Source organism: Salibacterium lacus, assembly GCF_042684865.1.
Lineage (GTDB): Bacteria > Bacillota > Bacilli > Bacillales > Marinococcaceae > Salibacterium > Salibacterium lacus.
The window spans coordinates 674,693-699,163 of record NZ_JBHUML010000002.1 but is presented as its reverse complement, the minus strand read 5'-3'; the positions used below and the strand labels follow the sequence as shown (position 1 = coordinate 699,163).

The 24,471-nt window shown below is 54.6% G+C and carries 35 protein-coding genes; 34 read left to right on the top strand and 1 reads right to left on the bottom strand.

Translation table 11 applies throughout. The annotated features are described in order from the left end of the window. The first annotated feature begins 2 nt into the window (after nt 1-2). From ACFSUB_RS04390 to ACFSUB_RS04365, 6 genes are all read left to right on the top strand, one after another. Nucleotides 3-800 carry an ATP-binding protein gene (locus tag ACFSUB_RS04390; RefSeq protein ID WP_380711971.1) on the top strand — a complete coding sequence of 266 codons (798 nt, stop codon included), beginning with the start codon at nt 3-5 and terminating at the stop codon, nt 798-800. A 23-nt stretch (nt 801-823) separates the two neighbouring features. Further along, nucleotides 824-1,027, top strand: coding sequence for a hypothetical protein (locus tag ACFSUB_RS04385; protein WP_380711970.1), 204 nt, complete (start codon nt 824-826; stop codon nt 1,025-1,027). A gap of 44 nt (nt 1,028-1,071) precedes the next feature. Next, complete coding sequence (locus ACFSUB_RS04380) at nt 1,072-1,344, top strand: helix-turn-helix transcriptional regulator (RefSeq protein WP_380711969.1); 273 nt, start codon at nt 1,072-1,074, stop codon at nt 1,342-1,344. Nucleotides 1,345-1,364: 20 nt separating this feature from the next. After that, a complete protein-coding gene (locus ACFSUB_RS04375) occupies nt 1,365-1,961 on the top strand; it encodes a hypothetical protein (protein ID WP_380711968.1) in 597 nt (198 codons plus the stop codon). Between the two features lie 122 nt (nt 1,962-2,083). Beyond that, a complete protein-coding gene (locus ACFSUB_RS04370; RefSeq protein ID WP_380711967.1) occupies nt 2,084-3,403 on the top strand; it encodes a DNA helicase in 1,320 nt (439 codons plus the stop codon). A gap of 114 nt (nt 3,404-3,517) precedes the next feature. Then, nucleotides 3,518-4,483: a toprim domain-containing protein gene (locus tag ACFSUB_RS04365; RefSeq protein ID WP_380711966.1), complete on the top strand. Its 966-nt coding sequence runs from the start codon at nt 3,518-3,520 to the stop codon at nt 4,481-4,483. On the opposite strand, the gene ACFSUB_RS04360 is transcribed toward ACFSUB_RS04365, so the two are convergent. Next, the gene (locus tag ACFSUB_RS04360) at nt 4,467-4,682 is read right to left on the bottom strand and encodes a helix-turn-helix domain-containing protein (RefSeq protein WP_380711965.1); all 216 of its coding nucleotides are present in this window, start codon (nt 4,680-4,682) and stop codon (nt 4,467-4,469) included. The genes ACFSUB_RS04365 and ACFSUB_RS04360 overlap by 17 nt on opposite strands. Before the next feature lie 295 nt (nt 4,683-4,977). Between ACFSUB_RS04360 and ACFSUB_RS04355 the strand changes: the two genes are divergently transcribed. From ACFSUB_RS04355 to ACFSUB_RS04220, 28 genes are all read left to right on the top strand, one after another. Beyond that, a complete protein-coding gene (locus ACFSUB_RS04355; protein ID WP_380711964.1) occupies nt 4,978-5,451 on the top strand; it encodes a hypothetical protein in 474 nt (157 codons plus the stop codon). 446 nt (nt 5,452-5,897) lie between these two features. After that, a complete protein-coding gene (locus ACFSUB_RS04350; RefSeq protein WP_380711963.1) occupies nt 5,898-6,470 on the top strand; it encodes a hypothetical protein in 573 nt (190 codons plus the stop codon). Nucleotides 6,471-6,900: 430 nt separating this feature from the next. Then, nucleotides 6,901-7,704, top strand: coding sequence for a single-stranded DNA-binding protein (locus ACFSUB_RS04345; protein WP_380711962.1), 804 nt, complete (start codon nt 6,901-6,903; stop codon nt 7,702-7,704). A gap of 66 nt (nt 7,705-7,770) precedes the next feature. Next, on the top strand, nt 7,771-9,264 hold the full coding sequence (locus tag ACFSUB_RS04340; RefSeq protein WP_380711961.1) for a hypothetical protein: 1,494 nt from the start codon (nt 7,771-7,773) through the stop codon (nt 9,262-9,264). Between the two features lie 2 nt (nt 9,265-9,266). After that, nucleotides 9,267-9,659 (top strand): hypothetical protein, encoded by a 393-nt coding sequence (locus ACFSUB_RS04335; RefSeq protein WP_380711960.1) that lies wholly within the window; start codon nt 9,267-9,269, stop codon nt 9,657-9,659. Between the two features lie 33 nt (nt 9,660-9,692). Then, complete coding sequence (locus tag ACFSUB_RS04330; protein WP_380711959.1) at nt 9,693-12,503, top strand: DNA polymerase; 2,811 nt, start codon at nt 9,693-9,695, stop codon at nt 12,501-12,503. Between the two features lie 4 nt (nt 12,504-12,507). Next, complete coding sequence (locus ACFSUB_RS04325) at nt 12,508-13,386, top strand: DHH family phosphoesterase (RefSeq protein ID WP_380711958.1); 879 nt, start codon at nt 12,508-12,510, stop codon at nt 13,384-13,386. A 12-nt stretch (nt 13,387-13,398) separates the two neighbouring features. Then, nucleotides 13,399-13,605: a hypothetical protein gene (locus ACFSUB_RS04320; protein WP_380711957.1), complete on the top strand. Its 207-nt coding sequence runs from the start codon at nt 13,399-13,401 to the stop codon at nt 13,603-13,605. A 4-nt stretch (nt 13,606-13,609) separates the two neighbouring features. Then, the gene (locus tag ACFSUB_RS04315; protein WP_380711956.1) at nt 13,610-14,020 is read left to right on the top strand and encodes a hypothetical protein; all 411 of its coding nucleotides are present in this window, start codon (nt 13,610-13,612) and stop codon (nt 14,018-14,020) included. Nucleotides 14,021-14,391: 371 nt separating this feature from the next. Continuing rightward, nucleotides 14,392-15,066, top strand: a complete 675-nt coding sequence (locus tag ACFSUB_RS04310) for a hypothetical protein (RefSeq protein WP_380711955.1) — start codon at nt 14,392-14,394, stop codon at nt 15,064-15,066. Beyond that, complete coding sequence (locus tag ACFSUB_RS04305; RefSeq protein ID WP_380711954.1) at nt 15,067-15,726, top strand: hypothetical protein; 660 nt, start codon at nt 15,067-15,069, stop codon at nt 15,724-15,726. After that, nucleotides 15,727-15,882, top strand: coding sequence for a hypothetical protein (locus ACFSUB_RS04300; protein WP_380711953.1), 156 nt, complete (start codon nt 15,727-15,729; stop codon nt 15,880-15,882). Between the two features lies 1 nt (nt 15,883). Further along, a complete protein-coding gene (locus ACFSUB_RS04295; protein WP_380711952.1) occupies nt 15,884-16,072 on the top strand; it encodes a hypothetical protein in 189 nt (62 codons plus the stop codon). A 1-nt stretch (nt 16,073) separates the two neighbouring features. Further along, nucleotides 16,074-16,235 (top strand): hypothetical protein, encoded by a 162-nt coding sequence (locus ACFSUB_RS04290; RefSeq protein WP_380711951.1) that lies wholly within the window; start codon nt 16,074-16,076, stop codon nt 16,233-16,235. 14 nt (nt 16,236-16,249) lie between these two features. Continuing rightward, nucleotides 16,250-16,753, top strand: a complete 504-nt coding sequence (locus ACFSUB_RS04285; RefSeq protein WP_380711950.1) for a crossover junction endodeoxyribonuclease RuvC — start codon at nt 16,250-16,252, stop codon at nt 16,751-16,753. Between the two features lies 1 nt (nt 16,754). Further along, nucleotides 16,755-16,910 carry a hypothetical protein gene (locus ACFSUB_RS04280; protein WP_380711949.1) on the top strand — a complete coding sequence of 52 codons (156 nt, stop codon included), beginning with the start codon at nt 16,755-16,757 and terminating at the stop codon, nt 16,908-16,910. After that, nucleotides 16,911-17,105 carry a hypothetical protein gene (locus tag ACFSUB_RS04275; RefSeq protein WP_380711948.1) on the top strand — a complete coding sequence of 65 codons (195 nt, stop codon included), beginning with the start codon at nt 16,911-16,913 and terminating at the stop codon, nt 17,103-17,105. A gap of 1 nt (nt 17,106) precedes the next feature. After that, on the top strand, nt 17,107-17,283 hold the full coding sequence (locus ACFSUB_RS04270) for a hypothetical protein (protein WP_380711947.1): 177 nt from the start codon (nt 17,107-17,109) through the stop codon (nt 17,281-17,283). After that, on the top strand, nt 17,270-17,509 hold the full coding sequence (locus ACFSUB_RS04265) for a hypothetical protein (RefSeq protein WP_380711945.1): 240 nt from the start codon (nt 17,270-17,272) through the stop codon (nt 17,507-17,509). The genes ACFSUB_RS04270 and ACFSUB_RS04265 overlap by 14 nt, the downstream gene beginning before the upstream one ends. Further along, a complete protein-coding gene (gene nrdI / locus ACFSUB_RS04260; protein WP_380711944.1) occupies nt 17,506-17,871 on the top strand; it encodes a class Ib ribonucleoside-diphosphate reductase assembly flavoprotein NrdI in 366 nt (121 codons plus the stop codon). Before ACFSUB_RS04265 ends, nrdI begins: the two co-directional genes overlap by 4 nt. Then, entirely contained in the window at nt 17,868-19,961 is a 2,094-nt protein-coding gene (gene nrdE, locus ACFSUB_RS04255; protein ID WP_380711943.1) for a class 1b ribonucleoside-diphosphate reductase subunit alpha, read from the top strand. The genes nrdI and nrdE overlap by 4 nt, the downstream gene beginning before the upstream one ends. Beyond that, the gene (nrdF, locus tag ACFSUB_RS04250; protein WP_380711942.1) at nt 19,949-20,932 is read left to right on the top strand and encodes a class 1b ribonucleoside-diphosphate reductase subunit beta; all 984 of its coding nucleotides are present in this window, start codon (nt 19,949-19,951) and stop codon (nt 20,930-20,932) included. Before nrdE ends, nrdF begins: the two co-directional genes overlap by 13 nt. Nucleotides 20,933-20,947: 15 nt before the next feature. Further along, on the top strand, nt 20,948-21,241 hold the full coding sequence (locus ACFSUB_RS04245; protein WP_380711941.1) for a hypothetical protein: 294 nt from the start codon (nt 20,948-20,950) through the stop codon (nt 21,239-21,241). Nucleotide 21,242: 1 nt separating this feature from the next. After that, nucleotides 21,243-21,908 (top strand): PhoH family protein, encoded by a 666-nt coding sequence (locus ACFSUB_RS04240; protein ID WP_380711940.1) that lies wholly within the window; start codon nt 21,243-21,245, stop codon nt 21,906-21,908. 345 nt (nt 21,909-22,253) lie between these two features. Further along, the gene (locus tag ACFSUB_RS04235; RefSeq protein ID WP_380711939.1) at nt 22,254-22,931 is read left to right on the top strand and encodes a dUTP diphosphatase; all 678 of its coding nucleotides are present in this window, start codon (nt 22,254-22,256) and stop codon (nt 22,929-22,931) included. A gap of 103 nt (nt 22,932-23,034) precedes the next feature. Next, entirely contained in the window at nt 23,035-23,232 is a 198-nt protein-coding gene (locus tag ACFSUB_RS04230) for a Lar family restriction alleviation protein (RefSeq protein ID WP_380711938.1), read from the top strand. Nucleotides 23,233-23,298: 66 nt separating this feature from the next. Next, entirely contained in the window at nt 23,299-23,976 is a 678-nt protein-coding gene (gene thyX / locus ACFSUB_RS04225; protein WP_380713172.1) for an FAD-dependent thymidylate synthase, read from the top strand. Continuing rightward, a complete protein-coding gene (locus ACFSUB_RS04220) occupies nt 23,969-24,463 on the top strand; it encodes a 3D domain-containing protein (protein ID WP_380711937.1) in 495 nt (164 codons plus the stop codon). Before thyX ends, ACFSUB_RS04220 begins: the two co-directional genes overlap by 8 nt. The last annotated feature ends 8 nt before the right edge of the window (nt 24,464-24,471 follow it).

The following is a 24,471-nucleotide window of genomic DNA, read 5'->3' as shown; positions in this document are numbered from 1 at the left end:
ATTTGACGAAAGAACAAAACGAAGCTGCCGGCGCAAGCCCCACGCTAGACGACCGCTGCATTCTCGCCAGCCGCTGCAAGGCCGCCGGCGACCCCGCGCGCTGCAACGCCATGTGTTCGGCCCACGCGCAAATGCACAGCGCCACCGGCCGGCACACGCTCGCCAATGTGCCGCAGGATTACCGGCTGGTCACGGCGGTCAGCTCGCCCGCGCGCGAAAGCCAGCCGAAGGTGTACCGGAACATCGACGGCTATATCGAGACGTTCGACCGGCAGTTTGACGAAGGTGAGGCGCCAATCAAGTCGCTGTACCTCGTGAGCGCGACGCCTGGCACCGGCAAGACTAGCACTGCCTGCGCGGTGCTGAACGAATACATCGCGCATCACTACGCCGGCTGCGTTCGGCGCGGCCTGACGCCGGCTAAGCGGCCGGGCTATTTCCTCGACGTGACCGCGTGGCAGGCGGACTACAACGAGTTCAACCGGCCGCGTGTGCCGGACGAAATCGCCGAGCCGGCGGCCAAGCGGTACTATACCGCGATGCAGCACGCGAAAGAGGCGGAGTTTGCGGTGATGGACGACATTGGTGTGCGTGACTATTCTGACCAATTTCGCGCGGACTTGCATGCCGTGATAAACCACCGCGTTGTAAACCGCAAGCCGTCCGTGTACACGTCGAATGAGCCGATTGCCCGACTGCCGGAGATATTCGGCGAAGACCGGCTGGCCGATAGAATATCGGACTTGTGCGTAGAGTTGGCGTTCGAAGGCGAGAGCAAACGAGGGAAGTCGCGGAAGTGACGTGTTCTTAAGGAGGGGTTAAGGTGGATAAAAACTTGTACAAGCCCGCTGTCCCTGAATGGGTAGCAGAGATATTAGAGTTAGATAAATTAAGAAGACAAAATCAATATAGTGGATCGTTATGCAGCGGGCAGTTGCGAAAAGACTGGGAGGATTGGAAACAAAGATATTCACGGAAATTGAAATACGCAAGGAGGAACGGATGGATAGTAGAGGGCCGTGAGTAATACCGGCGACGACGCACAAATCATACGAAAGGAGGCAATTCTTCATGAACGACATCACTCGAACCGACGATATTGTCCAGGAACTTCCCGAAACGGAATCGTTTTTCAACGGCATCGGCGCGACATTCGGACACGTTATCTTTTCCTATCGTATGGAGCGCGGCCTTACTCAGAAACAATTAGCCGATATTTCAGGCGTAAGGTTAAAAACGATCCACCGCGCCGAAGGCGGAACGTTCGATATTGACGCCCGAACGTACGAAAAAATATTTCGAGCGTTGGATGTCCGGAAAGAAGACGTAGAGAGGCTTTACTAGCCGAAAAGGAGGACGAAAATTTGGGCATAAACTCGGCACTATCGGCATGGGCGGGCTTCACCGCCGGCGTCATCGGCACTTTTGCGCTCATCACCCGCAAGCAGGCGCAGGCCGAGGCGGCCGTTACCGCGGAACTCGAAGCCATTTTTGCGGCAGACGAAGCGGACTTCGACGAGGACTTTGACGACGTCGAGCGGCATTTTACGCAGCAGTACAACGTGGGCGATCCGGTCAAGACGACGGAACTCGAAGGCTGGCATTCCGGCGAGGTGAAGCCGCCGATCGAGGACGCCACGATTACTCACGCGCAATATGACGCTGGCCTCGGCGAATGGCTGTACAAAATCGACAAGTCGGACGCTTTTTTCGCGGCTGGCGCGCTCGAATACGACGCGGCTAGGGCGGACGCGATGCTTGCCGAGCAGGAGGACGGCCTGCTGACGGAAATCGACGAGCTGCTCGCGGAGTTAAGCGATATGATGCGGCTTATCGATGCGTTCGGCAATGACGAGCATATCGAAAGGTCCGGCAAAATTCGTATCGAGCTGACCGGCAAGGCGACGGCGCTCGAACAAACGAGGGCGGCACGGACGGCGCAGGAGGTGTCGGAAAGATGACGGTGAGCGCGATAGGCTTCGCCATATTGCTGTTAGTGGCGTTCGTGCTGGCGGGGATTGATAGGTAAACGGAACACAAGCGAAAGGAGGCGGTCAATCTGCCGAACGCAAACGCAGGCTATATGCTGCTTTCGAAAGTAGTCGACGAAAACCGAACGGACGTTTTGCGAAAGTACGGCATCGACCGAACGCATTTCAGCACGCCGGGCGAACAGCAGGCGTATGACTTCGTTCAGTCGTACGCGGAAGCTAACGGCCAGGCGCCAAGCTACGCGGCAGTGGCGGGTGCTGTGCCGGCCTTCGACGAGGCGTACATGCCGGACGTGTCGGACAGCTACGAATGGCTGGCCGGGCAAGTGAAGGATCATGCCGGTAAAGCGGATATCGCGTCACTAATCGATGGCGATATTGCGAAAAATTTTGATAAAAAATCCGCTATCGATACAATAGACCGGTTGCAATCCGAGCTTGAACGTATTAGAATGGGAACAACCGTTCGTCAGAAAGTCGGAACGGCGGTAAAAGCGGACACCGAAAAATTTCTCGAAGAGTACGAAGCGCGCAAGGAAGGCCGGTCGTTCACCGTTTGGCAAAGCCGGTTTCCGACGGTCAATGCCGAAGTTGGCGGCTATATGTCCGGAAACATGTACTGCTGGTTCGGCCGGACCGGGCGTGGCAAGTCCGTTATCGTGCTGGAGGAGGCGATCGAGGCCGCCATGCAGGGCGCCACCGTTCTGTTTTGGTCGCTCGAAATGGCGTGGTTCGAGGTCATGGTGCGCGCCTACGTGTCGATTTCCGCAAGGCACGGCGTTTCCACGGCGAACATCGACGGCATGGATTTCGAGGCCGGCTTCGACGCAAAGGCGCTGCGGACCGGCCAGTTGTCGGAAGATTTCGAGGCCGGCTTCCGGACATTCCTTTCGTGCATGAGCGAGTATCTGCCGGGCGAATTGGTATTCCGATCGACGGACGAAGCGGGCTTTTCCGAGCGCAACCTCCGCAAATTGGAGGCCGACATCGAAGAACTTGGCGCGGATGTGGCCGTCGTCGACCCGTTCTACTACCTCGACTACGAAAAGAACACGTCGAAGAAAACCGGCGGCGACGCGGAAAATACGTCGATGAAGTTGCGTAAGATCACCGGCCGGCTGAATATCGTGACGCATGCCGTTACGCAGGCGGACGAGGACGACAAGGAAATGTCCGAAGATGGCGTGCGGGAATTGAAGGCGCCGAAACGGTCGGAGGTCAAGAAAACGGCGCAGCTGCCGGAAGACAGCACGAACCTTTTCGCGATTGATACGAACGACGGGCTTGGTGTGGTTTCCGTTGGGAAAGGCCGGAATGGCGGCGAGGGCGTCGAGGCGGAGCTGTTTTACCATCCGAATGTCGGAGTTGTGAAAGAAATCGACGCGCAGGAACTGGCAATTTCGCAGTTTTAGCGCAACGTCCGCCTCGACAAAAATTTTCGCGCCAAACTAGCGGCCGCGCCGAATTGGATACATTTACCGCTTGTTGCCGAAATTAACCGCAAGTAGCATGGAGGTATGCCGAAAATGTCAGAAAAATTACTCGAACATGTCGACGTATCCGAAGAACTGGCGTCGTTCGACTGGCGGGCGCCGCGCTGGCAGGCGGAAAAATTGATCTGCGCCAGCCCGTTTCGCGACGACATGCACCCGTCCTTTTACGTCTACCTCACCGACACGCCGTCGGCAAAAGCGGGCAGTTGGGGCGACAGCGGCACCGGCGACCGCGGCGGCTTCGTGCGGCTGCTCGCTGAGTTACGCGGCGAGTCAACGGACGAGGTTATCGCCTATTTGCGCGAAAAGTATGGCGTGTATGCCGACGACGAACAGGCCGAACGTTTTACGCTGCCCTCGCTCGGCGCGATTCGCCAGCAGGCCGTCGAACGGGCGCGTGTGCGGACGTTGCAGCCGCCGCAAGGCCAAGCGCCAGCCTACGTCATAGACCGCGGTGTGGCGCCGGAGACTGCGGCTGACGCGGGCGTCGTACAGGCCGGCAACGCGGTGGCTTTTCCGTGGCGTGACCGCAAAGGGCGTTGTCGCGCCGTCAAGTACCGCAGTATTACCGGCAAGGCGTTTTGGTACGCGAAAGGTGGCGAGAACATTCGGGATTTAGTGTACGGGATAGACGCGGTAGCGGGCGGCGAGGTGGCGCTTGTTGAGTCGGAAATTGACGCGTTGTACCTACGTACGGCGGGCGTGCGGGCGGTCGCAACGGGCGGGGCGGAGCTGATGAACGAAAAGAAGGCGGAAATTATCGCGGCGAGTGGCGTGGAGGCTGTCGTTATTGTGGCGGATCATGACGCGGCAGGGCAGCGGATGAAACGGGAGGCGATCGAGTTATTGCGCAAGTATCCGGGCGTGGCCGCCAAAGTGGCGGGGTATCCGGCGCGGTACAAGGACGCGAACGAGGTCGGTGACATGGCGGCGATTAGGGCTTACGTCACAAAGTCGAAATATGTACGGAAAATGAAGCCGATTAGTCGCCACGGTTAATTCGGACGACCTTTTCGATAGGGACGTCGAGGTACTCGCAAATATCGTGCAGCGTAGAAAGGCTTACATTTTCGTTTTTGCGAAATTTCGATGTGACTTTCGGGGACCACCCGTATTCCTTTTCTAATTCAATCAATTGAACGCCTCTATTTTCTAATGTCTGAAACAACGGCGTGTAATCTACTTCTTTTTTGTTCATTTGATTTTCCTCCACTTTTAACCTTTACTTTAGGGAAGGTTTCTAGTATATTATCATTATAACAGATAAGGAGGTAATAGTTTCATATAATTAAAATCTTTTTCCGATTTTTTGCGAAATTATTCCCCAATCGGCACATTCGATTGGCATAGTATAGTAGAAGGATAAAAAGGAGGATGGTTTTATTAATATCAACGCTGAAAATTCCATATCGAAGTACATGCCTCAGATCTATAAACTCGCCTCGGATTTTTCGTCAGGTAGAAACATACCTAAAGAGGAGTTTATGAGCTACATGGGTGAGTATTTAGTGAAGTCACTTAAGGATTTCGACGAAGGTAAAGAAAAATCTATCGAATCTTGGGTTTATTACAAACTGAGGCGAGGTTGCTTGAATGTACTAGATGGAAAAGAGGGGACATACTACGAAAGAGTTAAACCTCATCCGAACAACAGTAATGACGAAGAAGAAGAGGAAAACGCCCCTTTAGAAAATATGGTATCGACTAACGAATCTCCAGAGGAAATGTTTTTTAAAAAAGATGAAGCCGACCAGCTGCAACTGATCGACTTCTTGTGTGACCCTGCCAAGGTCGATGACCCCTTAACGACTGCAATCGTAAGGGAGTTCCCGAATTATGATTCCTATAGATCGCTTGGTAAGGCGCTAGGAATAGACCATAAAACGGTAAAAGCGAAACTCAGGAAACTAGCAGGCAACTTTGATAGTTATAAATTTGGAGACTATCAAGACTATCTAAGCGCCTGAAATTCCCTAGTAGGCACCGTTGGAGCGACCGCCAAGTCCTTAGACTCCAACGCGACATAACTTTAGAGGACGGGGAATGCGATTAGGTCGGCCGCCGCGAAGCAGCCATCCGCTTTCGCATCCCCACGAACCTCCGATATTATTTTAGCACAAAAACAGTGAAATGCAAAACATGACACGTGTGCCTTTTGTAGTAGTCATTGTTGACTTAATCTAACGATATTATACCGTAAATTGTTCAGGAAGTAAACCATTTATTAAAATTTTACACTATTGAGGTGACAGAAAATGTATGGAAATAACGGAAGTCACGCCACACTCGCGCAACCGGACGCAACCACGCCGGAATTAGTCGCGCATCAATATCACGGCAGCCACGCAGAGGACGAAGACCCGGCGGACATTTTCGCGCAAACTCACCGCGCAATCCGGGCGGAGGTGATTGCGTGAGCCACGTCATTCCCATCGGCGAACCATTCGGCGCGGCCGATCAGTCCCGCGTTGTCGTCACGAATCACGCCATCGACGAAGCGCAGCGGAAATTCGGCGTGCCGCATAAGAAGGCGGACGGCTGGATTCGGTCGCGGCTGGCCGACGCGCAATTCATCGGCGAACACACGAATGAAGACGGAAAGGTAACGCGGCTGTTCGCTTTCAATCGGATATGCTTCATTCTCGGTCGGCATGAGGACGTCGTCATCACGACCCATCCGCAATATAAATCGGCGCCGGCCGCATTGCGCAATCCTATCCGTGGCATTATCGAAAAGGAAATCCGCAAAAGCCAGCGGAAACTCCGGGCGCTCGAAAAGCGCACCCGCCTCGACAAAGCCGACATTCGCGTCGAAATTGCGGAATGCGAGCGGCGGGCGGTGCGCACGAAATCCGAGAGTGTTCGGGCGGCGTGTCAGGCGAGGGTCAGCGCGCTGACCGAACACCTTGCGACATTGGACGAAGACGTACGGAAGGCGCAGGCGGAACATAGCGCGCTATTGAAGGGAGTGGCCGTATTTGTTTGACGGAACATTGCCGGAAGTGCTAACGGGCCTAGCGATATTCGGCGGCGGGATTGTCGCGATCATTGCGGCGATGCCCGACAGCCGGGCGGAAGCGGCGGAAATTTTGCGGAAGCATGTACGGAAATAGGCCGGCCAGCTTCCTTCGCTTCGCTCGGAGTGAAGGCGCCGGCGAGGCGGTAACAGCGAGGACAGAACAGGCATCTGTCGCCAACATTCGGAGATGAGGACGCGCCACCCTCCGTTGTTGCCGTCTCGCGGGCGTAAAGTTGCCCGCGGCACAGGCGTCCGCATAACGTTCTCACCGCGCCAGTTAGCGGAGCGAACGATAAGTGCGGGCTGGCCAGCGCTTGTGCCGATTATATTTACGTCTTTTTGCGGAATATCCCGAAAAGGCGACGAAAAATTACACGAAAAGGGAGCGATGCTTACGATGCCAGGCGTACGCGATCAACTGAAAAAACGAGAAGAAAAGCGGGAACAAGCGGCAAACGGCGGCGATAACGGCAATTTACCGGAGGGCGTAACGAGGTACGTAAGTCAGGCGCAGGAACTAAAAGGTGACGGCAAGCCCTTCGTAATTTTGCGCGACCCCGATCTTTGGTACTTCTACTTCGTACATGAAGCGGCGTCGTGGTCACCGCGAGAGGTTTACGTGCAGAAACATACGTGCCTGAACTCTCCTACCAAAGCGCCGGAAACACCGGAAGAAGCCGAGCAGCTTTTCGAAAAGTACGGAAAGCCGAACGGTAGCGCCTGCATTTCCGATAAAGCGAAGGCTCCGCGAAAGTTGTACCTTATGATTCCGGTATTCGATCCGGAGTATAACGAATGGCGCGTCATCGACTTCAAGGAATACCACGTCGGGAACGTCATTGCCGATTTTGATAAAGCCGAAAAGGGAGCGCGAAAATTTCAGAAGGACTATTCGCTGATTGGCGATGTCTGCGTCATCAAGAAGTCGGCGGACGGCAAATCGTATACTCTCGAAACGTATGATGGGGACGACGGCGAGGAGATTGCGCAGAAGGCATCGGAATTTATGGACGTGGACATTCCGTACGAAGAACTCGCTAACTTCCGCGAAGAATCCGACATGATCGAAATTCTTCGGAATGCTGACGACAACTACGTTGATAAATCGGTATTGCCGGAAGGTAGCGGAGAAAGCAGCGCGGAGGCCGGCGACAGCGACGGACCAGCGGCCGACGCCGAGGACCCGACCGAAGACTTCTAGCGGCCGGCAAGCCACGCGAAAATTAGCGATAATAACCGGCGCAAAGCCGAGTAAAGGAGCGATTGAATGAGCGCATTAACAGGCGTAAAGGTGATCGATGCAAAGGGCGGAGTTGTCGAACGGATTTCGTATGATGGCGAGGAGTACCTGCCGATTGACGAGAAAGCGGCGGTTAAGGACGGGGACATCGGGCTTACCGGCAATAAGCATCCTCCCGACGACATTTTGCGAAATAGTTTCTACGAAATGAGCGGTAAGCCTTTGCCTAATTCGAACAGGTACCGTATAAAATCGGACGAGGACGGCGACACAAACGGTCTGCACGATGATTATTTCACGATTTTCCGCAAAGTGTCCGAACTCGGCAAACGCCCGCCCGGCTACGAAGAAATCCCGAAGAAGGACGCCCGAACTGGCGATTACATCGTGTTTACGGACGTAACCGATACCCCTGCCGATGTGACGGCAGGCGAGGCTTACGAAATTTCGCGGATGGACAGCGCCGGCGACCCGCATTTCGACGACAACGACGGATGCCGACAGGATATGTACGACCACCGTTACCGCTCGCACAAGTACCTACGGAAGAAGGCCGCGTTAAAGCCGGGCGATTACGCGAAAGTCGTAGGCGGAAGTCCGTTTAAACGGGGCGACATCGTTAAAATTGTCGAAGATGACGGAACTAATCTAGCCCCGCTAAAATGTACGTTGGTTTCCGAAGAGGCTCCGGACTATTGGTGGAAATCCCGCGGAAATCTCACGCCAGCAACCGCCGAGGAAGTGGCGGAAGCAAGGCGACCGAAACAACCGGCGCTGCAATCCGGCGACTATGCGGAGGTTGTTCGAAAATCCTCTGCTATGGTCGGATTTCACCGAGGGGACACCGTGAAAATTATCGGACTGTCCGCAGGGAAACATACGTATGAATTGCGAAATGTTTCCGGGAGTCTCGGAAATGAAGGATACGGAAATGCCGAACACCTCCGCAAAATCCCGCGTCCGGTCACGCACAACGGCCGCGTTTACCGCGAAGTCGCCGACCGGCCGGCGAAGGAAGGCGAAAAGATTCGGATTGTGAAGGCGGAGGCATCGCCGAGCGAGGAGTATAAAAATGGCGATGTGTTTACGGTAAGGCGACCGGTACCGAATACGCGAGGAGGAGTACACGTCCGAGAAATTCCGTTTTACATCTCGAAAAGGGAATACGTCGCCCTCGAACCGCTGGACGCGGCGGACAAGCCGGCCGCCGACTGCTGCGAAAAGTCCATCGACGACTTCGAAGTTGGCGACAAGGTGCGGATTTGCGTACCGGAGGACGAAAACACCAGTCGCGGACGTGCCGGCGTGACGAATGACGAAATCGGGACGGTACGCGAGATAAACCGAGGAGCGGGAGTTATTTTCGTCAACTTTCCGAGTTACCGTACTTTTTCCGCGGAGTCGCAGGACATCGAAAAAGTGGCGGACGGCCCGAAACAACTAGCCGTAAAGGTAACGCTGCCGGACGGAAGTACGCAGAACATCGAGGAATTAGACGTAACTGTCGAAGGGAGCCGGTAAGTATGGCGCACAAGAGCGCGATTACGGGGGAGGTCAGCGAACTAACGGTCGACCGAATATTACTCGCGAACAGATGGCAGGTAGCGAAACCAGTCGTCGATGAAACGTATGACCGCGTGCTGTTCGATCCGTTAGGCAACCGGCTGACAGCACAGATTAAGACGATGAAAGTACGAAACGACCGCGGCGGCTCCTTCGTTATTCCCGCGGTAAAGGGGAACGGGGAGCCGTATCAGCCGGAGGATTGCGACTTAATGATCGGCGTCCTCGGCGACACGATATACCTTACGGAAACAACCGGCATTTACGAGTATTCTTCCGTGGAAATGAACGCAAAAACGCGGTGGGTGGCGATGGAAATGCCGAAATCGCCGGGCGAAGTCCTGACGCATTAGCGCGAAAATGCCGCAGAAAGGAGGGCGATGCCTATGCGGAAATTGCAGAGTCCGGCGGGCGACAATAGCGGCGGCGCGGGCGGCGGCAGTCAGGCGGCACAGCGGCGCAAGGCGGCGAAGCAGCAGGAAACGGCGGAGCAGGCGTTCGAGCGCATCGAGGCGATGAAGCTGTCCGACAAAGAGCGCGGCCTCGTTGCCGCCGCAAAGTCCGCCTTTTTCAACGGTGAAATCGGCCGCAAGGAAACCGGCAAGTGGACGAAAGGCGAAGTCTTTGCGATGGGCCGCGAAATTACGCAAAAGCGCCACGAAGCCGAGCGCGAGCAGCGAATCGCCGAACTGGCCGAAAGCAAGCCGGCCAACTACCACATTATTACGACCGACGCCGACCTGCCGGTCATGATGCGTCGATTGGACGAGGAGCTTTCGCTACAGCAGGCCGACGACTGGTTCCGGAAAGTATTGCGGTACTTCAACGAAACGGGCATCCGCAAAAAGCTCGCCGGCCGGGGCATCGACATTCCTTTTGCGCAATCTCTTACCGTTTGGGATACGGAAACGTCCGGTGTCGACACGATGATCGACCTGTCCGGCGGCTATTCGTTTTGGCTGCCGTTGCTGAACGAAGGCTATTACGTTGCGTACGGCCACTTGACCGGCGAAGCGCAGTGTACGCGATCGAAGGCGCTGGAAGCAATCCGCGCTTTCACGGAAGATGCCGCGCACATTAAATCGTTTCACAACGCGGAATACGACATCAGTATTTTGCGCAATGACGGGCTGCAACCGGCAGGCGTTCGGTTCAACTCGCAAGACGCCATGCAGATATTGAACGATCACGAAGATTCGTACGGGTTAAAGCCGTTATTTACGAAATATAAGCGCCATATCAGCGAAGAAGCGGCGGCAATGGACGACTGGACCTTCGAAGATTTGTTCGGCAACACAACGCCGATGCTGTTTCCGATCGAGCCGGCCGGCATTTACGCGATAAAGGACGTACACAAAGGCTGGCTGCTTACGAAATGGCAGATCGACATGCTTATCGCAAAAGACGGACTGGCGACCACGTATTTCGAAATCCGGCAGTATCTTCCGGAAGTTAATACGGAAATCGCCCGGACAGGCTTCGAGGTAAACCTTTCGGAAATGAACGCCCTTCGCGAAGAATACCAGGCGAAGCTCGAAGAGGAACGCCGAAAGTTGTACGAAACGTACGGCATCGACGACGACTTCCTTTACGAGATGAGCCGGCAGCTAAAGGGCGAAAAGATTCGCGACTGGATGGCGAAGCAAAAGGAACGAATTGCGAAACGGGACGAAATGCTCGCGAAATGCCGGGAGGAGTTAAAAGCGGCAAATCCGAAAACGAAAAAGTACGCGCAGTTGCAGGAACGCGTGCAGCGGTACGAGTCGAATCCTTTGCCGGAAGCTATTCCGCAGAACGCGCCGGATTACATTCACGAGTTTAACCTGTCGTCAGGCGATCACCTTGCGTACCTCATTTACGACGTTCTCGGCATCAAGGATCGCACGAAAGACATCGTAAAGGACAAATCGAAACGCCGGTCCACCGCGAAAGAGGTGCTCGAACGGTACTTCGAGGAGGAAGAGTCGCTCAAGCCGCTGGAGAGCGTATCGAAATACGAAACGCTGATCGGCACGTTCGTCGAAAAAATACCGAAGTCGCTCGAACAGACCGGCCGAATACACACCGCGCTCAAAACGATATCCACCGGCCGGTATGCGTCCCTCGGATACAACGGCAAGCCGGTCGAACTGGCGCCGGACAACGTAACGGACGATAACTTTCTCGATATTATGCGAGAGTTAGCGGACTGCGACCGGAAAGTGAAGAAGGGGACGAATTTACAGAATATCCCGGCGCGCTACGAAGACGGCCTACGCGTCCGGAAAACGTTCATGCCGCGTCAAGGCTGGATATTCGTCGGTTCCGATCTATCCTCGATAGAGCCGCGCATTCAGGCGCACATTATGGTGGTCGAATTTAACGACCACATTTTCGCGGACATGTACCGGCAAGGCCTCGACCCGTACATCGAATTTGCGTCGATGATGTTCGACGTCGAAAAGGAACTTTGCGAGGAAAAGGCGTACAAGGACGGGCTAGTCTCGATTCCTTACCGAAAGCTGACGAAGGATATGTTCCTCGCGAAAGGATACGGCCAAGCCGAAGGGCAGTTCGTCAAAACGGCGGTTGCCCGCGGTATTACCGAAGAGGCGGCGAAAGCGGCTTACCGGAAGTTCGACGAAATCCTGCCGGGCTTTGCGAAAATGGTGTCGGCTGCCTTCGACCACCTGCGGAAGCACGGCTGGACAGCGACGATTTACGGGCAGAAGCGAAGGTTTCCGGAGTACCGGCGCAACTGGCAGCGGCTATGCACGCTAATGCGGAAATGCGGTATTCGCGACAAAAGCGATCCGAAACTCGCGAGCAAGTCGTATAAGCTGTCGTCGAACGACCGGACGGAATTTTGGGACATGATTCGCAAGACCGGCCGGGACGAGCGGGCGGCGTTCAACCACCGCATACAAGGGTCGGGCGCGAACATTCTGCAACTCTGCATGATCCGGAGTTATTACGAATTGACGCTAGGGCGCGGATGGGAATTTAACCTGACCTTGCACGACGAACAGAAAAGCAGCGCGCCGCTGGCCGACGTCACGCCAGAAACTGTCGCCCTCTACGACGACATCATGACGAATACGGTGTCACTCGAAGTGCCGCTGAAATCGGACACCGTGATCGAAAATCGCTGGATGGAGGAGTACGACCCGGACGAATGGTTTTCGCAAACGACCGAACCAAACGCAGAAGGAGCGTGATTACTTGGCGGTAAAATTATTTACGCATACGGATTTAGACGGAATAGGCTGCGCTGTTGTAGCGATGAGGTTGTTCGATAGTGTCGACGCTACATTTTGCGACTATAACGAAATAGACAGCGTAGTTTCGGAATTTGTGGCAAACGGAGGCCTGGCCGATTACGACGACATTTTCATCACGGATATTTCAGTCGATGAGCATGTCGCAAAAGAAATCGAAGATAATTACGAAAATAACGTCCAACTAATCGATCACCACGCAACGGCGGAATGGCTGAACAAGTACGGATGGGCGTACGTTAAGTCCGAAGACAGCACCGGAAAAACGAGCGGAACAAGCATGTTATTCGAGCATCTATCGATACTGACCGATGATGACGAATCGCTAAGGGCTTTCGCGGAAACCGTACGGTGTTACGATACGTGGGAATGGAAAACGCGGTATGACGACGATCACCCGAAAAGGCTGAACGATCTCTTCTATCTTATCGGCCGCGACAAATTCATTAGCCGATTTATGGTCGACCCTCTTCCGTACTTTTCGGCGGCTGACGAAATGTTGCTCGAGGTAAACGAGGCAGCCATCGCAAGGTATATCGACAGTAAGCGCGATCAAATTACCGTAAAGGAAATCGCCGGCCTGCCGGCAGGCGTCGTTTTCGCGGAGCAGCACCAGTCGGAACTCGGCCACGCGCTCGCAACGGAACGGCCTGACCTCGACTTAATTGCGATGATTAATCCGGCGCGATCGGTCAGCTTCCGCACGGCCAAGGACGACGTTAACCTCGGCGAGATTGCGAAGTCCTTCGGCGGAGGAGGTCACGCAAAAGCCGCAGGCGCGCCGGTCGATGGCGCAAAACTTATCGATCAACTATTCGAATAGGAGCGTGATTACATGAACGCCAATATCCCGCAACAGACGGAATCCCAACGCAAAGCCCTACGCAGCGCCACACAGTCGGCGGCTGTCCGCGACATTGCGATTGCTCGCGGCGGCACAGGCGAACTACGGCGCGAATGGACGAAATCCGACGCGCAACAGGCGAAGGGGAAACGGAAGCAGGCGCAGGCCAGCCGGAAAATGAATCGGAGAGGGGCGTGATCGGATGGACGAAACTATCGCAAGTCTCGTATTCAAGTTGCATGTCGTAAACTCCGCAAAATATGATATGGACGGCCTTTTCGACAAGACACGCGATGATTTTGAAAGAGAAATCGCAGAAATGCCGGATTCTGAAAAAGTCGAGCTATTGGAGGAAGGCAACGAAGTTGACGAATCGTTCGAGGAAGGCGGCCGTTGGTCGAATTTCCGGACTCGCGTATTCCGGCATTATTTCGAGGGGGAGTTTGTTTACGTAAGTGTATCGGATGAAGTGCCGGCAACCGAAATGCAAGACGGCGGCGATTTTATGGAGCCGAACATCGAGCGAGTTTATCCGAAGAAAATCGAAACGACCGTCTATACAACGGAAAAGCCGGAACCGTCCGAAGGAAATCCGAAAGGTAAACGTAAATAAGGAGGCGATCATCTATCGCAAATACTACCGCCGCACAATCGCTACGCAACGAAATATCCGAAGCCGCCCCGCACGATAAGGCGCAGGCGATAGCCGACGACTTTGCCGGGCAACTCGACGCCTGGTATTCGCGGCCGGAAACGTTCGACAACGACCTCGACCGGCAACTAGCGCAATGGTATGCGGAAGCCCCGAACGTTTTTCCGAAGCGCCCGTACTTCTCGCCGTCGAGCGCCACCGACTGCCCGCGAGCGCAGTATTTCAAGCAGTTGCGCGCAAAAAAGGACGCCCAACCGAAGCAGCCACATCAAGGCCGCTGGACGGCGATAGGCACAGCGATCGGCTCCGTCATCCAGCGGGATATTCTCGCGATGGAACGGAATATGCCCGACGCTACCTTCCGGTTCGAGCGGACCGAGCGCGGTGAACCGATGTTCGAGGATTTTGCGAAGGTGAATACGCCGGTGACGCACGGCGGCCACTCGTTTTACCTCTTCGGCACATGCGACGGCATTATGACGTACGTTGACCCGGAAACAGGCGAAGTGTTGCGCGTGGGCCTCGAAGTCAAGTCGAAACAAACGACAGCCGCGAAAACGTCGCTACACTCGATGCGCGAGCCGGAAGCCAAGCACGTCGCGCAATGTGCCGTATACAGCCGGATGTACAACGTTGATTACTACGTCATCCTCTACGTCAACGCGGCGAAGAAGAAATGGTCGTACGAGCCGGAAGAGTACGAAGCAACACCGGACATTCGCGCCTTCGGCGTTTACTTCACGGACGCCGACCGCGAAAGGGTGTTCGACCAGTTTGCGGAAATACTCGATGCGGTGCAATCGAAAACGCCCCCGCCGTTGTCGCTCGAAAATTTCACGTTCAACAACTTCAAGACGGCGTGTGTGACGTCGCTGTCGGAGGACGAACTGGCCGACATTCGCGAAAAAGTGGCGAAGGTGAAGCGAAGCGGCCTGCCGGAGTTTAAGAAGCGGAATTACACCGACGCGCTGGCGGAGATCGAGGAAATCCGGAAGGAGGCGGACTAGGTGAGCGGAATATCCTACGCAAATTTCATGAAACATGCCGAAAAGGTTACGAAATCAGCCGGAAACACGCGTCCGATATTACAGGCGGCCTATCATTCCGAAGAAGGTTACGTCGCCGTAACGGACAGCCATCGGTTATACATCGCCGAAAACGTATACGAGGGCGGCGAGAAGGCGGAGAATCCGAAAACAGGCGACCTTGTTGACGGGAAATATCCGGATGTCACACGGATTATTCCTGGTGAGCAGTCAGCGCAAGGGATGGTCGAAATAAAGGAAGTTAAGGGCGTTGCGAAGGCTGTGAAGATAATTCAGCAAGCCGCAACTGCTCCGCCTCATTTATCGGAAAAATTCACGCCGAAATCGAAAGCATTAGCGCGGATATTTTCACACGAGAATAACGTTTATGTGGCGACGGAGAAATCCTGCGGCATTGAAGCGAAATTATTCATCGGCAAAACAAATAAAAGTTTGGATGAGGATTTCAATATTTACGTTAACGCCGAATATCTAGCGCAATCCTTCGATGTATTTAAGGACGCGGGAATACCGGCGGTGACATTTCGATCGCACGGTAATTTATCGCCATTTGTGATTAAAGGCGAAAATGTAGCGATCGTAATTTCCCCGTCCAAAAACGGAGATGAGGAGGCGGAGTAAATGGCCGACAAGCTCACGCAACTAACGCTAACCGTCAAGCACGCCGACAACGTCGACATGGCGGAACTGACCGACAAGGTGACCGACTACATTTTCGCGGAATACGCCGAAGTCCATGCGATTGATTACGAGAAGCATCCGAAGGAGGACGAATAATATGCCGAAAAAGACATCGCCATTTGCCGGCCTAGCACCGCGCAAGCAGCGGAGGGCGGAAGCGCGAAAAGCCCGCACGCCATTCGAGCCGCAATACAACGGCCCGCCGCCGAAACGCCGCACGGACTACGCCAGATTTGACGGAAAGTACGTGACAGTTAGCGATAAAGTACGGGGAGGAGGCGACTAATATGGGACTGCTAATCGGGATACCGGTAATGATTATACTCGACGTCGTTGCGATATTTACGATGTTTTACGCCGGAATAGACGTAACACCGTTATTAGCGATGCTAACCGGAATAATATGCGGGTTTATTGGTGGAATGATTGCGATTGCCGTTGACGCGTAAAGGAGGCGATTGACTTGCGAATATTAAGTTTCGACACGTCGATGGGTCGGCCCGGCGCGGCGCTCGTCGAAGTCAAGGCGGGTAAGCCCCGCATCCTCGCGTTAAGCCACTGCGTCACCAACGCCAAGCAGCCGCACGGCCTTCGCGCCGAAATTATCGACGCCTGGGCGGTGAGCTTCGTTGCGGCGCACGCGGCGGGCGGCTTCGACGCCATTGTGCGCGAGGATTTCGTTGGCCGCACGAGCAAGCAGAGCCATCCGGTGTACAGCGCATGGGGCGCGTGCGACCGGGCGCTCAACAAATTCGGCCTCGCGTTCACCACGTCGGCCATTTCGCAAAGTTCCGTTAAAAAGGCGGTGGCCGGCAACGGCAAAGCGGAAAAGCCGGAATTGGCGGAGGCCGTTCGCAGGTTGACCGGATACGCCGGCGATTTTGCGGTGGACGACGAAAGTGACGCTGCGGCTTGTGCGCTGGCTTACGCAATTAACGAAGGACTAATCGCAAAGGAGGACGATTGATATGGCAGGAAAGGGAACGGTAGTTATTACGGAGGAAGAATACGAAATGTTACGTGAGGACGGCGAATTTTTGGCGTGCTTGGAAGCGGCCGGCGTCGATAATTGGGACGGTTACGGCGAGGCAATCGCAATGTACCGCGAAGAGGAGGACGAGTAAATGATACTGGGATACTTCGCTTTAGCGTGGCTGGTCGGACTTTCTATTCTGACTATTACGGCTATTTCGGAAAAAGCGAAAACGGCGGACGAGATTGACGCAAACTTCATCATCACTTCCGTCATCATGATCGCAATGGTAGGGACGCCACTCGTTTATGTGGCACAGCAAGTATTCGGACAAGGAGGCGGTTGATTTGGCGAAAACGTACACCGAAACGCTGTCGGTCGTCGAGCAGCGGATGCATCACGAAGTCCTAGCGCAATTTTTCGAAAGCCGGCCGGACATCTATCCGCCCAATTTTGCGGCATATCACCGGCGAAAACTGGCGGAGTTGGACGCGGAAGGGGCGGCCGACCATGCCGGCGAATAAAGGCGGCGGCCTGAACGACCGGCGAAGCCCGACCGAATACATGCTCGACGCCTTTCGCGAAGACTTAGCGGACATGGACGCCCGCCTCGCCGAACGCTACCGCAAAACGACGGAGTTGCGAGAGGAGCGCGAGCTGTTGCGGCAGGCCGTGGCGGAGTTGGAGCGGGCGGTGAGCGAGGAAAGGGCGGCGGAAGTGGCGGAACAGATACGGAGGAGTTACGAGTGAATATCGTCTACTATTCGCTGACCGGCAACATTCCGCGATTCCTCGCCAAGTGCGGTATATCGGGCGGAAGCGTTACGCAAACACAGCCGGCCGCCGAGCCGTTCATTCTCGTCACAAATACGTTAGGGTTCGGCCAAGTACCGCCAGCCGTTGCCGACTATCTTGCGCAAAATGGCGACTGGCTACGCGGTGTGGCAGCGAGCGGCAACCGGAACTTTGGCGGCAACTTCGGGGCGGCCGGCCGGCAGATTGCGCAAGACTACGATGTGCCGTTACTGCTGACGTTCGAACTAGCGGGAACAGACGAAGACGTACGGATATTCACGGAAGAACTACGGAAATTGGAGGAGTCGATATATTGACGGAAAAATACATCGAACTGAACAACGAAATGATGATCCGCAAAGACGGCGGGTCGTTCCAATTCGAAAAAGATACGGAGGCCGCCCGCCGATACTTCATCGATTACGTAAATCAGAATACCGTTTTCTTTCACGACCTGCGCGAAAAACTCGACTATCTGATCGAAAACGACTATTACGAGCCGGAGGTTATCGAACAGTACGACTTCGCGGACGTTAAAGAAATATACCGCGCTGCTTACGACTATAAATTCCGGTTTCCTTCGTTCATGAGCGCGTTCAAATTTTACAACGACTACGCGCTGAAAACGAACGACGGCACGAAAATTCTCGAACGCTACGAGGACAGAGTAACGATTGTTGCGCTGTTCTTCGGGAAAGGCGACGCGGCGAAAGCGACGGAATACCTTCATGTGATGATGCGGCAGGAGTTCCAGCCGGCGACGCCGACGTTCATGAATGCCGGCCGGAAACGGCGGGGCGAGCTAGTTTCGTGCTTTCTGCTCGAAGTGAACGACTCGCTGAACGACATTTCGAAGGCGATTGATACGTCGATGCAACTTTCGAAAATGGGCGGCGGTGTTTCGTTGAACCTATCGAAAATACGAGCGAAAGGCGAGCCGATTAAAAAGGTAGAGAATGCGACAAAAGGCGTTGTCGGCGTCATGAAGCTGCTCGACAATGCGTTCCGCTATGCCGATCAGATGTCGCAAAGACAAGGCAGCGGGGCCGTTTACCTCAACGTATTCCACGCGGACATTCACGACTTTCTCGACACGAAGAAAATATCGGCCGACGAAGACGTCCGGGCGAAAACCCTTTCGATTGGCGTCGTCATTCCGGACAAATTCATCGAACTAGCGCGCAACAACCGGAACGCTTACGTCTTTTATCCGCACTCCGTTAAGCGCGAATACGGGCAGTTTCTCGACGAAATGAATTTCAGCGACATGTACGAGGAACTGGCGGAGAATCCGAACGTACGGAAAGAAAAGATCAATCCGCGCGAGTTGTTACAGAAATTGGCGGTATTACGGAGTGAATCCGGTTATCCGTACATCATGTTCGAGGACAACGTAAATGCCGTCCATGCGCTGAACAACATCGCAAAGGTTACGAAATCAAATCTTTGCAGCGAAGTGCTAGAAGCCGCAAAAGTTTCGTCCTACACCGACTACGGCGAAGAGGACGACATCGGCCTCGACATTTCATGTAACCTCGGCAGCCTGAATATCGTGAACATCATGCGCAATAAATCGATAAGGTCATCGGTCAAAACGGCAATGGACGCCCTTACGCGGGTTTCCGAATCCACCTCGATTGACAACGCGCCTGCTGTCCGAAAGGCCAACGAAGAAATGCGGTCGGTCGGCCTTGGCGCGATGAACCTGCACGGCTTTCTTGCGCAAAATGGCATCGCCTATGAATCGGAGCAAGCGCGGGAGTTTGCGGACATATTCTTCGCCGCCGTCAACTACTGGTCGCTCGTCCGGTCGAATGAACTAGCGAAAGAAACAGGCGAAACGTTTTACGGATTTGACGGGTCAACGTACGCAGACGGCAGTTACTTTGCGCAATATGTAGACGAAGAAATCACGCCACGAACGGAAAAGGTCGCGGAATTGTTCGAAGGGATCACGCTGCCTACACCGGCGGACTGGCGCGAATTAGCGGAGTCAGTCGCGGCATACGGACTCTACCACAGCTACCGCCTAGCTATCGCGCCGACAGGGTCGATTAGCTACGTGCAGTCATCGACAGCCGGCGTTATGCCGATTATGGAACGCATCGAGGAGCGAACGTACGGCAATTCGAAAACATACTATCCGATGCCCGGCCTTTCCGCGCAGACGTGGTTTCTGTACAAAGAGGCGTACGATATGGACATGTTTAAAGTCGTCGACTTAATAGCGACCATTCAACGCCATGTCGACCAAGGCATTTCGTTTACGCTGTTCCTGAACGACACCGTAACGACACGAGACGTCAACAGGATCGATCTTTACGCGCACCACAAAGGAATCAAGACGCTGTACTACGCGAGAACACGAGATACCGGACAGGAGGACTGCCTATCATGCCAGGTGTAAACGAGAAAGTATTCGACGCGGCGAACTGGGCGGAACACGACGACGGATTTACGCAAATGTTCTTCGATCAGAACGTTAAGCAGTTCTGGCTTCCAGAAGAAATCCCGCTGAACAACGATGAACTAACGTGGGAATCGCTGTCCGAGGCGGAACAGGAAACGTACATGCGAGTTCTTGCCGGACTTACGCTGCTCGACACGGAGCAGGGCAACGTCGGTATGGCGCGAATTGCCGAACATGTCGGTGGCCACCAACGGAAGGCGCTCATTTCGTTCATGACGATGATGGAAAACGCCGTTCACGCGAAGTCCTACTCGAATATATTCCTGACGTTCGCGCCGATTGAGAAAATCGACGAGTTGTTCGAATGGGTCAAGCGGAATCCGTACCTCCAAAGGAAAACGCAGATTGTCGACGAACACTACCGCAATATAGTCGAGGGCGACGACATTTCGCTGTATAAGGCGATGGCGGCATCGGTAATGCTCGAAAGTTTCCTGTTTTACTCCGGCTTCTACTATCCGCTGTATTTCTACGGGCAGGGCAAGCTGATGCAGGCCGGTGAGATTATTAATCTCATTATTCGCGACGAGGCGATCCACGGCGTTTACATCGGCCTGCTCGCGCAAGAAATATACAACCGGCAGTCGCCCGAGCAGCAAGCGGAGTTGAAAACGTTCGTGTCCGACTTGCTTTACGAGTTATACGAAAACGAACTCGAGTACACCGAAGAACTATACGACGCGGTCGGCCTGGCGGACGACGTGAAGAAGTTTCTCCGATATAACGCGGACAAGGCGATGATGAACCTCGGCTTTGACGCGAAGTTCAACGAAACAGACGTCAATCCGATCGTCGTGAACGGCCTCGACACGAAAACGAAATCCCACGACTTCTTTTCGATGAAAGGTACGGGGTACAAAAAGGCGACGGTCGAGCCGTTGCGCGACGAAGACTTTATTTTCGAATAAAACGGAGGTGAGCCGATGGAAATAGTCGCAGAATTTACGTACGGAACGTGGTGGCTGTTCGTTGCGTCGGCAATTGTCTTGATTGTCGGAGTAGCGACGGTCAGCGCCGGTATAGACGGGCAGGAGCCGTTCTTCGTCACACTCGGGATTATCATTACGCTAATTGGCGGATTGTTTCTCACTCAGTCGGTAGTTATCGAAACGCGCTACGAAGCTATCGTCGACGACTACAACGAAGTGTACGAGCAAGGCTACGAAATAGTCGATCAGCGTGGAGAAATCACGATAATCCGAAAGGTAGGCGAATAATATGGCGAAAAAGAGCGACGAGATTCGCGGCACAATGTTCTTCGGATTTGCCGACAAGCTAACGGACGAGCAACGGGAATATGTCGACAGCATCTTCGATAATCAGATTACGTTCGTCAACGCGAAAGCCGGCACAGGCAAAACGACCCTCGCCGTAGCAGCCGCAAAGCTGCTCGAAAAGCCGCTGATTTACACGTTCAGCCCGATCGAGGAGGGCGCGCTCGGCTATACGCCGGGCACGGTCGAGGAGAAGGAATCGAAGTACACGCAGCCGCTACTCGACGCGCTGGACGAAATCGGCGAAGACCCGCGGTTTTCGATATACAGCGAAAGCAATCCGGAAATGATTAACGCGCAAACGTGGATCGAGGCGAAGTCGCACACGTTCGTTCGCGGCACGAATATCCGGGACTCCACGCTGATTATCGACGAGGCCGCCAACCTGACGCGCGGCGAAATGAAAAAGGTGTTGACGCGCTGCCATGACACAACGACTGTTATCGTCATCGGCCACGACAAACAGTGCGACCTCAAAGACCCGAAAAAGTCCGGCTTCGTGCCGTACCTTGAATGGTTCCACGACGAGCCGTACGCAAAAGTTTGCGAGCTGACCGTTAATTTCCGCGGCAGACTGGCGCAAAAGGCGGACGAAATGACGTGGGATTGACGTAAATTAGTCGAAAAGGAGCGCGATAATATCGGACATTACCGCGGACATGCAACCGAAGAAGCAGCCGGCGTATTCCGGTATAAAGACACGAAGCAGCCGGTATCCGAAAACCACGACAGGCCTTGCGGACACTGCGGCGCGGCGAACACGCCGGAAGGCCACGACGGCTGCCTCGGCACGCTGCCCGGCCTAATGAACGCCTGTTGCGGTCACGGCGGAAAACACGAAGGGGCTTACGTCCAATTTTGGGACGGGACTTGCGTACGCGACGAGGACGCTACGGCGATCATGGCGATATTAAAAAGCGCGGCAGTCGATTCGCCGCAAAAGGAGCGCGATTGAATGAGTAACTGGCGAACACTACTCGGGGACATCCTCGACGACCTTATCGAGCGGGAAAACGGAAATGTCGACCTCAACGAAACAGCGTACAAGGCGTTCGAATTACGGGAAAAGTTAAACGAAAAAATCGCGAAAATGACGGAATTCGGCAGCGGAAACGCCGGTCCAGTCAACGTAAAAGTAAAACGCCTGTCACCGGACGCCACGCTGCCGACTTACGCGACGGACGGATCGGCTGCCTTCGATTTATACGCAGCGCAGGACGTCGTTATCGAGCCAGGGTCTACCGAAAAGGTACCGCTCGGACTGTCGGTCGAAATTCCGGCCGGCTACGTCATGTTTATCGTGCCACGGTCGGGCGTCAGTTTAAGGACAAACCTGCGCCAACCGAACAGCATCGGCGTTATCGATAGTGATTTTCGCGGGGAATTGGCGATGTTATTCGATAATACCACGGAATATACGGATACGTCTGATTACACTGTAGATACGCTTGACGAGGAACTCATCGGGTATCACGAACCGACCCCGGAAGATTCGTACATCGTTCGCAAAGGTGACCGCGTTTGCCAAGCGTGGGTTCAGCCGGTGCCGCCCGTCACTTTTACGGAGGTCGACGAGTTGGACGCGACAGAGCGGGGCGCAGGCGGGTTCGGAAGTAGCGGGGTGAGCGGATGATTATATGGAGCAACGTCATAATTACGCTCGTAGTCGCGGTTATACTGTACGGAGTAGTTAAATCGGCAGACTATATGAAAGATAATCGCAAGGAGGGCGAATAATGAACGAACCCGTTCCGCAACTAAAACCGTGTCCATTTTGCGGGAAAACTCCGATAATGAAGTGGTCGTTAGATAAGCCGATTATTGAATGCGCAAATAGGAAATGCGACATACAGCCGAGTACATTCCTACATGTATCGACAGACAACGCTCGGAAGTTAGCGTCTATTTGGAACAAACGTAAGGAGGACGAATAATTGAGCGAAAGCAGCGTGAATCACGTAAACGTACTCGACCACGGATATGTCCGACTAAACGACGTCATGGGAAGCGACCTAACCGTCGTCAACAGCGCACGCGTGTCCTACGCAAAGGCATCCGCAGAACTCACCGACCGCGACCGCCGGCTGATCGCTTTTCTTGCGAGAGAAGGACACACGTCACCTTTTCGGCACGCCATCGCCCAGTTCGAGATACACGCGCCGTTGCTCGTCGCCCGCCAATGGTTCAAGTACATCGTAGGCTCCGCGCACCAGGAAGGAACCGGCGATTCGCTCGACGCGTGGAACGAAAGCAGCCGCAGGTACGTCACGGAGGAGCCGGTGTTTTACGTGCCGCGACCGGATGAGTGGCGCAGTAAGCCGGAAAACTCGAAGCAAGGCAGCGGCGCAAACCTGCCGGAGTACGAAGGCGAAATGTTCACGCGACGGCTTCTCGAAATCATCGAGGAATGCGAGGAAATGTACGAAAACGCGATGTCTATCGGAATCGCACCGGAACAAGCGCGCCTATTCCTGCCGGCTTACGGAATGTACGTCCGGTGGTACTGGACAGCATCGCTGCAATCCGTCTGCCACTTTCTTGCGCAACGGCTCGCGGAGGATTCGCAAGCCGAAATACAGGCGTACGCAAAGGCGATACTGACGCTCATTGAGCCGCATTTTCCGGTAGCCGTGGGCGAACTTATGCCGAAAGGAGAGCGGAGAAAGGACGGTGGCTAGTATCGGCGCAACACTATTCGCAAGCATCGCGCTCATGTCCGCTTATATGAGCGATATCACGGAAACAGACGTTATGATCCGACAGGCAGCCGAAGTAGTCGTCGCCGAGTCGGAAGAATCCCGTCCACCTGCGCCTGATTCGGAAGTTAGCGCAGAGGTCGCCACAACGCGTGTCCTCGGCACATTCGAGGCCACCGCGTACACGGCCGCCTGCGCGTCGGGCTGTACCGGCATTACGGCGACCGGCGTCGACGTACGCAATACAACGCAGCATGAAGGCAGAACGGTCGTGGCGGTCGATCCGGCTGTGATTGCGCTCGGCACGGAGATAGTCGTCGAGTTGGCTGATGGACGCGAGATTGAGGCGGTGGCGGCCGACACGGGCGGCGCGATAGATGGCCGGCGGGTCGACGTGCTAATGGCGGATTATGATGACGCGATAGACTTCGGTAGGCAGAACGTGACGGTGCGGACGATTAACGAATAAATACCGAA

Bases quoted from the DNA above. Each gene is read 5' to 3' on its own strand.
- ACFSUB_RS04290 (WP_380711951.1), top strand. From the start codon at position 16,074: ATGGGACTGCTAATCGGGATACCGGTAATGATTATACTCGACGTCGTT.
- ACFSUB_RS04355 (WP_380711964.1), top strand. From the start codon at position 4,978: ATGGGTGAGTATTTAGTGAAGTCACTTAAGGATTTCGACGAAGGTAAA.
- ACFSUB_RS04340 (WP_380711961.1), top strand. From the start codon at position 7,771: ATGAGCGCATTAACAGGCGTAAAGGTGATCGATGCAAAGGGCGGAGTT.
- ACFSUB_RS04335 (WP_380711960.1), top strand. From the start codon at position 9,267: ATGGCGCACAAGAGCGCGATTACGGGGGAGGTCAGCGAACTAACGGTC.
- ACFSUB_RS04345 (WP_380711962.1), top strand. From the start codon at position 6,901: ATGCCAGGCGTACGCGATCAACTGAAAAAACGAGAAGAAAAGCGGGAA.
- ACFSUB_RS04235 (WP_380711939.1), top strand. From the start codon at position 22,254: ATGAGTAACTGGCGAACACTACTCGGGGACATCCTCGACGACCTTATC.
- ACFSUB_RS04240 (WP_380711940.1), top strand. From the start codon at position 21,243: ATGGCGAAAAAGAGCGACGAGATTCGCGGCACAATGTTCTTCGGATTT.
- ACFSUB_RS04230 (WP_380711938.1), top strand. From the start codon at position 23,035: ATGAACGAACCCGTTCCGCAACTAAAACCGTGTCCATTTTGCGGGAAA.
- ACFSUB_RS04275 (WP_380711948.1), top strand. From the start codon at position 16,911: ATGATACTGGGATACTTCGCTTTAGCGTGGCTGGTCGGACTTTCTATT.
- ACFSUB_RS04280 (WP_380711949.1), top strand. From the start codon at position 16,755: ATGGCAGGAAAGGGAACGGTAGTTATTACGGAGGAAGAATACGAAATG.
- ACFSUB_RS04380 (WP_380711969.1), top strand. From the start codon at position 1,072: ATGAACGACATCACTCGAACCGACGATATTGTCCAGGAACTTCCCGAA.
- ACFSUB_RS04360 (WP_380711965.1), bottom strand. From the start codon at position 4,682: ATGAACAAAAAAGAAGTAGATTACACGCCGTTGTTTCAGACATTAGAA.
- ACFSUB_RS04295 (WP_380711952.1), top strand. From the start codon at position 15,884: ATGCCGAAAAAGACATCGCCATTTGCCGGCCTAGCACCGCGCAAGCAG.
- ACFSUB_RS04330 (WP_380711959.1), top strand. From the start codon at position 9,693: ATGCGGAAATTGCAGAGTCCGGCGGGCGACAATAGCGGCGGCGCGGGC.
- ACFSUB_RS04245 (WP_380711941.1), top strand. From the start codon at position 20,948: ATGGAAATAGTCGCAGAATTTACGTACGGAACGTGGTGGCTGTTCGTT.
- ACFSUB_RS04310 (WP_380711955.1), top strand. From the start codon at position 14,392: ATGGAACGGAATATGCCCGACGCTACCTTCCGGTTCGAGCGGACCGAG.
- ACFSUB_RS04265 (WP_380711945.1), top strand. From the start codon at position 17,270: ATGCCGGCGAATAAAGGCGGCGGCCTGAACGACCGGCGAAGCCCGACC.
- ACFSUB_RS04370 (WP_380711967.1), top strand. From the start codon at position 2,084: ATGCTGCTTTCGAAAGTAGTCGACGAAAACCGAACGGACGTTTTGCGA.
- ACFSUB_RS04320 (WP_380711957.1), top strand. From the start codon at position 13,399: ATGAACGCCAATATCCCGCAACAGACGGAATCCCAACGCAAAGCCCTA.
- ACFSUB_RS04300 (WP_380711953.1), top strand. From the start codon at position 15,727: ATGGCCGACAAGCTCACGCAACTAACGCTAACCGTCAAGCACGCCGAC.
- thyX (WP_380713172.1), top strand. From the start codon at position 23,299: ATGGGAAGCGACCTAACCGTCGTCAACAGCGCACGCGTGTCCTACGCA.
- nrdF (WP_380711942.1), top strand. From the start codon at position 19,949: ATGCCAGGTGTAAACGAGAAAGTATTCGACGCGGCGAACTGGGCGGAA.
- ACFSUB_RS04365 (WP_380711966.1), top strand. From the start codon at position 3,518: ATGTCAGAAAAATTACTCGAACATGTCGACGTATCCGAAGAACTGGCG.
- ACFSUB_RS04315 (WP_380711956.1), top strand. From the start codon at position 13,610: ATGGACGAAACTATCGCAAGTCTCGTATTCAAGTTGCATGTCGTAAAC.